The organism is Polynucleobacter sp. UK-FUSCHL-C3, assembly GCF_040409815.1.
Taxonomy (GTDB): Bacteria; Pseudomonadota; Gammaproteobacteria; order Burkholderiales; family Burkholderiaceae; genus Polynucleobacter.
This window is the reverse complement of sequence record NZ_CP099959.1, coordinates 189,357-201,603: the sequence shown is the minus strand read 5'-3', so window position 1 is coordinate 201,603 and position 12,247 is coordinate 189,357. Positions and strand designations below refer to the sequence as shown.

At 47.0% G+C, this 12,247-nt stretch carries 10 protein-coding genes and 1 pseudogene; 7 read left to right on the top strand and 4 right to left on the bottom strand.

Annotation, left to right across the window (positions count from 1 at the left end; translation table 11 throughout):
• Position 1: 1 nt before the first annotated feature.
• Positions 2–1,429, bottom strand: coding sequence for a UDP-N-acetylmuramate:L-alanyl-gamma-D-glutamyl-meso-diaminopimelate ligase (gene mpl, locus NKE59_RS01085; RefSeq protein WP_353439031.1), 1,428 nt, complete (start codon positions 1,427–1,429; stop codon positions 2–4).
• 25 nt (positions 1,430–1,454) lie between these two features.
• On the opposite strand from mpl, the gene NKE59_RS01080 reads away from it, so the two are divergent.
• The 7 genes and pseudogenes from NKE59_RS01080 (at position 1,455) to NKE59_RS01050 (ending at position 7,114) form a co-directional block, all read left to right on the top strand.
• Positions 1,455–1,982, top strand: a complete 528-nt coding sequence (locus NKE59_RS01080; RefSeq protein ID WP_353439028.1) for a TlpA disulfide reductase family protein — start codon at positions 1,455–1,457, stop codon at positions 1,980–1,982.
• A 181-nt stretch (positions 1,983–2,163) separates the two neighbouring features.
• Complete coding sequence (aroQ, locus tag NKE59_RS01075) at positions 2,164–2,625, top strand: type II 3-dehydroquinate dehydratase (RefSeq protein WP_353439027.1); 462 nt, start codon at positions 2,164–2,166, stop codon at positions 2,623–2,625.
• A 24-nt stretch (positions 2,626–2,649) separates the two neighbouring features.
• Positions 2,650–3,120 (top strand): acetyl-CoA carboxylase biotin carboxyl carrier protein, encoded by a 471-nt coding sequence (gene accB, locus NKE59_RS01070; protein WP_353439025.1) that lies wholly within the window; start codon positions 2,650–2,652, stop codon positions 3,118–3,120.
• Positions 3,121–3,140: 20 nt separating this feature from the next.
• Positions 3,141–4,508 carry an acetyl-CoA carboxylase biotin carboxylase subunit gene (gene accC / locus NKE59_RS01065; protein ID WP_353439024.1) on the top strand — a complete coding sequence of 456 codons (1,368 nt, stop codon included), beginning with the start codon at positions 3,141–3,143 and terminating at the stop codon, positions 4,506–4,508.
• A 26-nt stretch (positions 4,509–4,534) separates the two neighbouring features.
• Positions 4,535–5,443, top strand: a pseudogene (gene prmA / locus NKE59_RS01060) (50S ribosomal protein L11 methyltransferase); the annotation flags it as partial.
• Between the two features lie 24 nt (positions 5,444–5,467).
• Entirely contained in the window at positions 5,468–6,151 is a 684-nt protein-coding gene (locus tag NKE59_RS01055; RefSeq protein WP_353439875.1) for a DUF3426 domain-containing protein, read from the top strand.
• Positions 6,152–6,163: 12 nt separating this feature from the next.
• Complete coding sequence (locus NKE59_RS01050; RefSeq protein WP_353439023.1) at positions 6,164–7,114, top strand: carbohydrate kinase family protein; 951 nt, start codon at positions 6,164–6,166, stop codon at positions 7,112–7,114.
• 64 nt (positions 7,115–7,178) lie between these two features.
• On the opposite strand, the gene NKE59_RS01045 is transcribed toward NKE59_RS01050, so the two are convergent.
• The 3 genes from NKE59_RS01045 to NKE59_RS01035 form a co-directional block, all read right to left on the bottom strand.
• Positions 7,179–7,565 carry a histone gene (locus NKE59_RS01045; protein WP_353439961.1) on the bottom strand — a complete coding sequence of 129 codons (387 nt, stop codon included), beginning with the start codon at positions 7,563–7,565 and terminating at the stop codon, positions 7,179–7,181.
• A 336-nt stretch (positions 7,566–7,901) separates the two neighbouring features.
• Complete coding sequence (locus tag NKE59_RS01040; RefSeq protein ID WP_353439022.1) at positions 7,902–9,089, bottom strand: ribonucleotide-diphosphate reductase subunit beta; 1,188 nt, start codon at positions 9,087–9,089, stop codon at positions 7,902–7,904.
• 43 nt (positions 9,090–9,132) lie between these two features.
• Complete coding sequence (locus NKE59_RS01035) at positions 9,133–12,078, bottom strand: ribonucleoside-diphosphate reductase subunit alpha (RefSeq protein WP_353439021.1); 2,946 nt, start codon at positions 12,076–12,078, stop codon at positions 9,133–9,135.
• Positions 12,079–12,247: the final 169 nt, after the last annotated feature.

Genomic DNA, 12,247 nt, shown 5'->3' with positions numbered 1-12,247 from the left:
ACTACTCCTTTTTACTGTTTCTGATTTCTACTTCAGACAAGCGCTGCAATATTTTTTGATGCACACCACCAAAGCCACCATTACTCATTACCAAAATATGATCGCCCGGTTTTGCAGATGTACAAATACTCTCTACGAGGCGACCTAAATCCTGAAAACTTTTACCGCGCTCCGCTAAAGGAGCGATAGCCTCTTGCAAGTCCCAGCCCAGAGCATCCTTGCCACTAATTGCGCCATATGCAAAGACCAAATCAGCAGCGTGCAAGCTCTCCGGGAGTTGTGATTTCATAACCCCTAACTTCATCGTATTAGAACGAGGCTCTAATACTGCTAGGATACGTTCATTACCGACCCGCTTTCGAAGACCATCGAGTGTCGTTGCAATCGCTGTGGGATGATGCGCAAAATCATCATAAACATGAATATGATTCTTAATACCAATTAACTCAAGACGCCGTTTCACATTCTTAAACTCAGCCAGCGCCTTCGCAGCATCTTCCGGATGAATACCAATATGGTTTGCCGCTGCTATAGCAGCTAGAGCGTTCATTTGATTGTGCTTGCCCATCACCCCAGAGTTGCTTGCCCAATGGACCTCAGCGCATTTTTGCCCTCTCTGTAGAACTGCAAAATCAGCACCTGGCTTCCCTTCTGCATTCAGCAGGTCTACCATTGACCAATCGCCTATCTTTTCTCCAAAACGCTCTAATGGGCTCCAGCAGCCACGCTCAATCACTCGCTCTAGCGATTGCTCCATAGAATTTGTAATCACCAAACCTTTTTGAGGAATAGTTCGAACGAGATGATGAAATTGGGCCTCAATAGCCGTGATATCTGGAAAAATATCAGCGTGATCAAACTCTAGGTTGTTAAGAATTGCAGTATGTGGTCGATAGTGAACAAACTTGCTGCGTTTATCAAAAAAGGCGGTGTCATACTCATCAGCCTCAATCACAAAGTAAGCGCCCTTCCCAAGGCGAGCCGATACCGTGAAATTTAAAGGGACCCCACCAATTAAGTAACCTGGGCTTTGTTGATTAAATTCCAATATCCACGTGAGCATCGCAGTTGTTGTGGTTTTGCCATGAGTACCAGCAACCGCCATGACGTGTTGACCCCTTAAAACATGCTCGCCCAACCACTGCGGACCAGAGGTGTAAGGCAGTCCTTGGTTTAGGATCTCCTCTAACAGAGGATTACCACGCGACACCACATTGCCAATTAGAAATAAATCTGGTTTCGATTTAAATTGTTGTAATTGATCGGGAGAGTATCCTTCGATCAGTTCTATTCCTTGGGCCTCAAGCTGAGTACTCATGGGAGGATAAACATTGGCGTCGCAACCGGTCACTTGATGACCTGCTTGACGGGCAATTGCCGCTATCCCACCCATAAAGGTTCCGCAAATGCCCAAGATATGTATATGCATGCGAGGATTTTAGCCAAGGAGCTCCATGAACCGTCGTCAATTTTTACTCGGTGGCAGTATCGCCATCATTGCAGCTGCCGCTGGCGCCCTCATAGCTAACTGGAGAACAAGCGTTGGCTCGGCCTCGCATGAGGCTGTCAAGGCACTTTTTGAACGGGAATGGTTTTCGCCAGACCAAAAGCCAATTTCAACAGTGGATTGGAAAAATAAGGTCCTAGTCGTCAATTTTTGGGCTTCATGGTGCCCACCCTGCGTCGAAGAAATGCCTGCTTTAGACAAAATTCAAGGGGAATATGACCCTAAAAATATGCTAATTGTCGGTATCGGCATCGATTCACCCTCTAATATTCGTCAATTTATAGAAACAACGATCATTTCCTATCCTATTGTTTTAGGGGGGCTTGGCGGGAATGAGATTAATAAAATGCTTGGCAATCCCTCTGGGGCCCTACCATTTACTGTGGTCATCAACTCCAAAGGTGAGATTAAAAGCCGTAAATTAGGTAAGATATCTGAAGATGAGCTTAGAAAGATGATAAAAGACGTTATTTAAAGAAAGATCATGAATCTTAGCTCAAATTTCGGTTGGTCTTTTTAAGCCATTTATGCCTTATTTCCACCTAAAACTGCTTTTTTCTGGGAATCCGCAGACCTTAAGGGTATACTTCATCTTTCACTATTTACCTTAGTTCCTACCTAAATTTAGTGATATTTTTCAATAACTGTAGCGATCTATGCAAAAAAATTCTGTTAATCGATCGGTTCTTGTAATCCAGGGGCCTAATTTAAATCTATTAGGCATGAGGGAGCCAGAGGTCTACGGCACAATTACCCTCGAAGACATTCATAAAAAACTGGCTGACTTAGCAAAACAGGTTGATATTTCCTTAGAGACTTATCAGAGCAACCATGAGGGCGAACTCATTGATCGCGTTCAAAAGGCGAAAAAAGATGGGGTTAGTTTCATCATCATTAATCCAGGGGGCTTTACTCACACCAGTGTTGCCCTAAGGGATGCTCTTGCTGGGGTTGCGATTCCTTTTATTGAGGTTCATTTATCCAATATCCATCAGCGCGAAGAGTTCCGCAAGCATTCTTACTTTTCCGATTTAGCCATGGGTGTTATTTGCGGCTTAGGGGCTCATGGATATGAACTTGCCCTCAATACGATTCAACACAAACTATCTTCCACATAAACATCCTTCAATACGAGGTTTGGCATGGACTTAAGAAAACTAAAGACATTAATCGATCTAGTCTCAGATTCAGGGATTTCAGAGCTAGAAGTTAGCGAGGGTGAGGATAAAGTTCGTATTGTGAATACACGGGGCGGCCCAACTGCAAGTACTTATGCTGGCTCTAGCCCCAGCACCGTTGTCATGGCGGCACCGATACCGCTAGAACCCTCCTCCCCCGCCCCTATCGCTGTTGCTACTGCACCCAGCGTGGCGACAGAAGGCTTTACCCAAAAATCGCCGATGGTTGGAACCTTCTATCGCTCACCAAACCCCGAGGCACCTGCTTTTGTCAATGTAGGCGACACCGTAACGGTTGGGCAAACCTTGTGCATCATTGAAGCAATGAAGCTCCTTAATGAAATTGAATCTGAGAAAGCGGGCATCGTTAAACAAGTTCTATGTGAAAACGGTCAAGGTGTTGAATTCGATCAACCTCTTTTTATCATCGCCTAATCCACACCAAAGCCCAAATCATGTTTGACAAAATCCTCATCGCTAATCGCGGCGAAATTGCCCTACGCATCCAGCGCGCCTGTCGTGAGCTTGGTATCAAGACCGTGGTGGTTTACTCCACTGCCGATAAAGAGGCTAAATATGTAAAGCTTGCCGATGAGGCGGTTTGCATCGGGCCAGCCCCCTCTGGTCAGAGCTACCTTAATATGCCGGCCATCATTTCTGCTGCAGAGGTAACTGATGCTGAAGCAATTCATCCAGGCTATGGCTTTCTATCAGAGAACGCAGACTTTGCAGAGCGTGTTGAAAAATCGGGTTTTGCATTTATCGGTCCTCGCCCCGAATCCATTCGTCTGATGGGTGATAAGGTTTCTGCTAAGAATGCCATGATCAAGGCCGGGGTTCCCTGTGTGCCCGGTTCGGCAGGAGCATTACCCACCGATAACCCCAAAGAAATTATTGCGACCGCTAAACGCGTTGGCTACCCCGTCATCATTAAAGCAGCCGGTGGTGGTGGTGGTCGTGGGATGCGCGTAGTTCATACCGAGGCAGCTCTTTTAAGTGCCGTAAATATGACCCGCGAAGAGGCGGGACGAGCCTTTGGTAATCCAGAGGTTTATATGGAAAAGTTCTTGGAAAAGCCACGCCACGTCGAGATCCAAGTGTTAGCTGATACACACGGCAATGCCCTTTGGCTTGGTGAGCGTGATTGCTCCATGCAACGTCGCCACCAAAAGGTTATCGAAGAGGCTCCAGCACCAGGTATTGATCGAAAACTAATTGCTAAGATTGGTGAGCGCTGTGCTGATGCTTGTAAAAAAATTGCCTATCGGGGTGCCGGTACGTTTGAGTTCTTATATGAAAACGGCGAGTTCTTTTTTATTGAGATGAACACGCGCGTTCAGGTTGAGCATCCAGTTACTGAAATGATTACGGGTATTGATATTGTGCAGGAGCAAATTAAGATTGCGGCTGGGCAAAAACTTAGTTTTCGCCAACGCGATGTTATCTTTAGAGGGCATGCTATCGAATGTCGTTTAAATGCTGAAGACCCCTTCAAGTTCACGCCAAGCCCAGGGCGAATTCAGTCCTGGCACATGCCAGGCGGCCCTGGAATCCGAGTTGATTCTCATGCCTACAGCGGCTACATGGTGCCACCTAACTACGATTCGATGATTGGGAAATTGATTGCCTATGGGGCGACTCGAGAACAAGCTATTCGTAGAATGCGTATTGCACTCTCAGAGATGGTGATTGATGGTATTCAGACGAATGTACCGCTACATCGGGAACTGATGCTCGACTCAAAATTTGTGGAAGGCGGCACGAGCATTCATTATCTTGAGCAACGTCTTGAGGAGCAGTCAGCTACTCGCGGCAAGAAATAATTACTTGTTTTGATTCTCTAATTTAGATGCCGTATCGCGAACTCCAATTTACGGTAGGTGCTGAAATTGCTGAGCCCTTAGGTGATGCCCTAATCGAAATTGGCGCTCTTTCAGTTTCGGTGGAAGATGCAGCTGCCGGCGGATATGATGAAAATCCCCTCTACGGAGAACCCGGCCTTTCACCAGAGGTACAAGCATGGGATCTTTCGAGTGTCAAAGCTCTCTTTAGTAAAGATCTGGATCTACCCCTTAATGATTTAGTTGCCGAACTCAAGGAAGCTGGGTTTTCAGTAACCCCCCCTCAAGAAGTCATCGTTCCAGATCAGGATTGGGTTCGTTTAACCCAAAGTCAATTTGAGCCTATCCACGTGGGTAAGCGAATCTGGATTGTTCCGTCCTGGCATCAAACGCCTAATGATCCGGATGCCATTTGCTTAGCAGTTGATCCTGGCCTCGCATTTGGAACTGGTAGCCATCCCACCACCCGACTCTGTCTAGAGTGGCTGGAACAATGTAGCCAAGAATCTGCACTAAACAGTCAGAGCCTCTTAGACTATGGTTGTGGCTCCGGAATCCTAGCGATCGCAGCATTCAAACTTGGTTTTGGGGAAGTATTCGGTACAGACATTGATCCACAGGCGATTGAATCAGCCAGAACAAATGCTCAACAAAACCAAACGCGGATTCAATTTCAATTGCCGGACGATATCGAGAATGCCGTTGGCAATCAAGTATTTGATGTAGTGATTGCAAATATCTTGGCCAACCCTTTGCAGGTGCTCGCACCAGCTCTTATTGCACGCCTTAAACCAGGCGGTCAACTCGTTCTGTCCGGAATATTAGAGCGTCAAGTTGATGAGGTGATTGCAAGCTATCAGAACAGCCTTCAACTCTCTGTCTGGGGTATCGATGAGGGTTGGGTATGCCTAATCGGTAAATATAGCCCTAAAGCTCAAAATATGGCGTTTAGCTCCCCACGATCGATTCATGACGAACCAAAAAAATTATCTGGCTCAGGATTGAAACATATCGTTACAAAATCGGGCCTCATAAAAAAGCCTCTTTCTATCAAAAAACAATTATTGGCTGGACTAGCAGTACTTTTGATCGCTTATCCATTTGCTACAGCGTTCTGGCGAATGCCTATGCTTCATGCGCTTGCCCCAAGCATGGATGGCAGTCCTAACTCAACCGGGTTATCTGCTTTCAAAGCCGTTCAAACGATCGATAACTTTTTATGTGAATTGATTCCATGTGATCGTAAGGCTATTTCTGATTTCAAAGCATGGCGCTTTATATCGGCCAATCTAGGCATTGCAGAAATAAACAACCGTGATCCTGGCTTGCCAGCCGCGCAATCGATGTTACAAATCGAGTTACAAAACCGCTTAGCTCTCCCCATCGCCATTCCTGGACTCGAACTCATTTTGACCGATGCGGATGAGAAAACCATTGTCCGCATACTGCTCTCTCCTGAAGAGTGGCTTCCGAAGACCTGGCAAAGCACACATCCTGATTTTTTATTAACCGGCGCATCAGCGGGAGAGGTATTTAACCTATCAATCCCCCTTCAAGTTCCCTCGAATGCCGCAGGCTATCGCCTGCGTGTAGCATATCCCACTCAATCTCCCACCAATCCATGACAGAAAGTATTTATGGCTAGCATCATTTGTGGCTCTATTGCCTACGACACCATCATGACCTTTGAAGGTCGTTTTCAAGATCAGATCTTGCCCGATCAGATTCATATTCTGAATGTAGCCTTTTTGGTACCTAGCATGCGCCGAGAATTTGGTGGTTGCGCAGGGAACATTGGCTACAACCTCAAACTACTAGGGGGTGAGCCTTTGGTAATGGCAACGGTTGGGGCAGATGCCGAGCCCTACCTTCAGCGCCTTGATGATCTTGGAATGAACCGATCCCATGTCAAGAAACTGGATGAGACCTTCACTGCACAAGCCATGATCACAACCGATATGGCCAATAACCAAATTACTGCCTTTCACCCAGGCGCCATGAATCACTCTCACCTCAATCGCGTTACAGACTGCCTTAGCACTCTTGGTTCCGCGAGTCCACACTTCGGTATCGTAGCGCCTGATGGACGGCTTGGTATGTGGGAGCATTGTCACCAATTTGTAGAGGCAGGCGTACCCTTTATGTTTGATCCAGGCCAAGGTTTACCAATGTTTAATGGTCAAGAGCTTCTCGAACTTGTAAAGCTTGCCAGTTACGTTGCCGTGAATGACTATGAAGGTGAAATGCTTTGTCAGCGCACTGGCCTATCTTTAGATCAAATTGCTAAGGAAGTAAAAGCACTGATTGTGACCAAAGGGGCGCAAGGGGCACAAATCTATGCTGATGGCAAAAGTATTGCCATACCCGCGGTCAGACCGGAAAAAGTGATTGATCCAACCGGTTGCGGTGACGCATTCCGCGGGGGACTACTCTACGGTCTAGAAAATACATTAGATTGGGAGACCACGGGAAGACTTGCCAGCCTAATGGGTTCAATCAAAATCGCTCATCAAGGGCCCCAAAATCATCAACCCCCCCGCTCCGAGATCATGGCGCGTTTTAAAGACGCCTTTGGCTATTCTTTCTAAGCCATAAAAATGGGGTCCCGAAGGACCCCATCAGTACTAGCTCAACTGTCCGTTCAGCTTTCGCTTAGGGATGGCTGCCTGTAGGAAAAGGCCAAGCCGCAGCCGGGTTCAACGCAGTGTGCGCTGATTCAGCAACGGCGGGCTTAGCCGCGGGCTTTTTTACAGAAGCCCCTTTCTTTTTGGCAGCAGGCCTTTTCTTAGCTGCTTTTTTAGCAGGCTTTTTCTTGGCAGCTTTTTTCTTCTTAGCAGCAGGACGCTTTTTAGCTACTTTTTTCTTAGCAGCTTTTTTAGCGGCAGGCTTCTTAGCTGCTTTTTTGGCAGCTGGGCGCTTTGCTGCTTTTTTGGCAGCTGGGCGCTTCTTAGCTGCTTTTTTGGCAGCTGGTTTCTTAGCAGCTACTTTTTTCTTAGCAGCTGGTTTCTTTGCAGCAGACTTCTTTTTGGCGATTGCCATAGTGATTCTCCTTCACGTGAGGATTAGAACAAACTACTGTTTAAGAAAACCCGACCATTACTCTGTAGAGCACCTTGCGGTGCCATATAGGAAACGAGCGAGCTATTCATCGGCGCGCGGCTTGAAACTTGCTGCTGCACGCTAATGAATCTTGGAAAAAAAGCCGCAACCTTTGCAGGAAGCGGCTTTTTAAATGGGGTAAAAAAAATGGGGAAAGAGATCCGGTCACCCTGTACGCTGGGTTTTCGCATTTGTGCCTGTTTTAATCGACTGCGAGTACTAATCAACCGTCCTATCTCCTATGTTTGCCGGACGGGGCGCTAATTTAGGCTATGTCTACTCCCAATTTAACGCACCACCGGTTTGATACTCAATCACTCTGGTCTCAAAAAAGTTTCTCTCTTTTTTCAGATCTATCATTTCTGACATCCATGGGAATGGATTCTCTTCATTTGGATACATGGAGTCAAGTCCTATTTGCATGCATCGGCGATTACAGATGAATCTAAGGTAGCTTTTGAACATTGGCGCGTTCAATCCAAGCACCCCTCTTGGCATCGTATCCTCGGCATAGCGATACTCCAACTCAACCGCTTTTTCAAAGATGCTACGGATCTCCTCTTTGAACGCAGAAGTCCATAGCTGTGGGTTCTCCAGCTTGATTTGGTTAATCAAATCGATCCCAAAATTACAGTGCATTGACTCATCGCGCAGGATGTATTGATACTGCTCTGCTGCACCAGTCATCTTGTTTTGGCGACCCATTGCGAGGATTTGCGTAAAACCAACATAAAAGAACAATCCTTCCATCACACAGGCAAAAACAATCAAAGAGCGCAACAATTTTTGATCATTTTCCAAAGTTCCAGTCTTAAAAGCAGGATCTGTGAGTACATCGATAAAGGGGATTAGGAACTCATCCTTAGCCCGAATCGAGGGAACTTCGTGATAAGCATTGAAGATTTCAGCTTGATCAAGGCCTAAAGACTCAACAATGTACTGATAGGCATGAGTATGAATAGCCTCTTCAAAAGCCTGACGCAACAGATATTGGCGGCACTCTGGGGCAGTAATTTGGCGATAGGTACCAAGAACAATATTGTTAGCCGCCAAAGAGTCGGCAGTAACGAAAAATCCTAAGTTACGCATGATGATGCGTCGCTCATCCTCTGTAAGCCCATTGGGGTCTTTCCATAGGGCAATGTCGCGGTTCATATTGATTTCTTGTGGCATCCAATGGTTTGCACAACCTGCTAGATACTTCTCCCAAGCCCACTTGTACTTAAATGGCACCAATTGGTTAACGTCCGTCGTGCCATTAATGACCCGTTTATCGGCAACGTTCACACGCCGCTCAATCGCTTCTGCAACAGGCTTGACTGGTTGCGCTGGCGGTGCCATAGCAACGCTATCCGCTTGAACAGGTGCTAACTGTGGCTGCGCTGGGGGCACAGGCATCGATGGGGGCGGGGCAAAGCCCGCCTTCGCTAACGCGGGTGCAACTTCATCGTCCCAGTTCAACATAATCTTCTCCTAATTCTTCCTATAGACTTAATTACAGCAAGGGTTACTGACACGCTTCACATTCTTCAAATCCAGGGTCGCCAGGGCGCATCGTGCATACCGGCCCATCTGCCGCTAGAGCTGGGGCTGTTTCTGTTCCGTTCGAAACAGAGTTCAGCTGGCCTGTTGCTACGGTCGACTTCTCAACGTGGGTAGCAGCCATAGTACGCAGGTAGTAGGTAGTCTTTAAACCACGCAACCAGGCGAGTTTGTAGGTATCGTCCAATTTCTTGCCCGAGGCACCTGCCATATAAATATTTAAGGATTGCGCTTGATCGATCCACTTCTGGCGACGGGAGGCCGCCTCGACCAACCAACTTGGCTCAAGCTCAAAGGCCGTAGCGTATAAATCACGCAAATCCTGTGGAACCCGATCGATCTTTGACAAAGTGCCATCAAAATACTTGAGGTCAGCAATCATCACCTCGTCCCAAAGCCCGCGGTCCTTGAGATCGCGAACGAGATAGTCGTTCACAACCGTAAACTCACCAGATAGATTCGACTTAACAAACAAATTTTGGAAAGTGGGCTCAATACAGGCCGATACCCCAATAATATTAGAAATCGTTGCTGTTGGAGCAATGGCCACGCAATTAGAGTTGCGCATCCCGTGTTGCTTAATCTGAGCACGCAATGCATTCCAATCCATAGTGCTGGACTGATCGACTTCCACATAGCCGCCGCGCTCATCCTGAAGCATTTTGAGAGTGTCTTGGGGAAGAATGCCGCGATCCCACAAAGATCCGTGATAGCTGCTGTAAGCGCCTCGCTCTTTGGCCAACTCGCTAGATGCCTGGTAGGCGTAATAGCAAACGGCTTCCATCGAAGTGTCTGCGAACTTCACTGCCGCATCACTAGCATACGGAATACGCTGCATATGTAAGCAATCCTGGAAGCCCATGATGCCTAAACCCACTGGGCGATGCTTCACATTTGAATTGCGCGCCTTGGCAACGGCATAGTAATTAATATCAATGACGTTATCAAGCATACGCATCGCGGTCTGAATGGTTTTCTTGAGCTTGGCGTGATCCAAGACCATCTGACCATTTGCATCGGTGGTCATGTGGGCAGTCAAGTTCACTGAACCTAAATTGCAAACCGCAATTTCAGTCTCATTGGTATTCAGGGTGATCTCGGTACATAGATTCGAGGAATGCACCACGCCAACGTGCTGCTGTGGACTCCGAATATTACAAGGGTCTTTAAAGGTAATCCACGGATGGCCGGTCTCAAATAACATGGCCAGCATCTTGCGCCACATCTGAACTGCTGGCACTTTCTTTGATGGTTTAATCTCACCAGCCTCTGCCCGCTTTTCGTAAGCAACATAGGCTTGCTCAAAGGCTTTGCCATACTTATCATGCAAATCCGGGGTGGTTGATGGGGAAAACAAAGTCCAATCACCGTTTTCCATCACCCTCTTCATAAACAAATCCGGAATCCAGTTCGAGGTATTCATATCATGGGTACGACGACGATCATCGCCCGTGTTCTTACGTAATTCCAAGAACTCTTCAATGTCTAAATGCCAAGTCTCTAAGTAGGCACAAACTGCGCCCTTGCGTTTACCGCCTTGATTAACTGCAACGGCTGTATCGTTGACCACCTTAAGGAATGGCACCACACCCTGTGACTTTCCATTTGTACCCTTGATATGACTTCCTAGAGCACGAACATTGGTCCAATCATTACCTAGGCCACCTGCAAACTTAGACAAGAGAGCATTCTCTTTTAATGCTTCGTAGATACCATCAAGGTCATCGTCAACGGTCGTCAGGTAGCAACTGGATAACTGTGAACGCAAGGTAGCCGAGTTAAACAAGGTTGGGGTGCTTGACATAAAGTCAAAGGTAGAAAGAATCTCGTAGAACTCAATGGCACGACGCTCGCGCTCTGGCTCATTTAAGGCGAGACCCATCGCCACCCGCATAAAGAAGGCCTGCGGCATCTCAATACGATGATCCTCGATGTGTAAGAAATAACGGTCGTACAGGGTTTGCAGGCCAAGGTAATTGAACTGCAAATCTCTGTCGGCGCTAAGAGCAGATGAGATCTTAGCTAAATCAAACTCGAGTAAGCGCGGATCAAGCAGTTCAGCTTCGATGCCCTGGCGGATAAATTGTGGGAAATAATTAGGGTACTCGGCTTGCATATCGCCTTGCAAAACCTCACGGCCCAAAATCTCTTTACGGATCACGTGCATCAAAATACGTGCAGTAACTTGGCTATAAGCAGGATCTTTTTCGATCAAAGTCCGCGAAGCCAAAATCGCCGAGTCATAGACCTGCGCCATTGGCACGCCATCGTATAAGTTCTTAATAGTCTCGCTCATGATCGGGCTAGCATCAATATGATTTCCCAATCCTTCACATGCAGCCTCAATCACCGTTCTGAGACCAACAACATTGAGGGGTTTGCTAATACCATTATCGTTGACCTGAACGGAGGGTAATGCGGCATCGGCAGCCTGATCTTGACTTGCACTTTGCTGGGCAGCGCGCTCTTGATTACGCTTCTCGCGATAAAGGACATAGGCGCGTGCAACATTATGCTCACCACTGCGCATTAAGGTCAGCTCAACTTGATCTTGAATATCTTCTATATGAAATGTGCCGCCATTGGGACGGCTGCGCAATAAAGCGCGCACTACGTTTTGGGTTAGCTGTTCTACCTGCTCACGAATCCGAGCCGAAGCGGCTCCCTGGCCTCCGTTCACAGCCAAAAATGCCTTGGTAACGGCAATTGCAATTTTGGATGGCTCAAATGCGACTACAGAACCATTGCGCCGAATAATTTTGTAGTCCGAGAGTTGCGTTGCTTGCGCCAGACCTACGCCACCCGCTACAAAATTCGCGGATGGGGTTTGGGTCAAACTAGCCCCTGCGCCAAGACCACCTTGGTTTACTGAACTTGATTGGCCTGCAGCTTGTGGATCGGCGAAGGTCATATTACTCCTGCTATATGTATATTTTTATTGAAAAAAGGCTAAATTTACAGAAAAAACACTAGATGTAGTGGTTTTCTATCGCACTAGGCACTAAGTATAGGCAAATATTTTAAATTTGGTAAGTCTTTTCTGACTCTATTTATTGGTAATTTCCCTATTAATTTCGAAA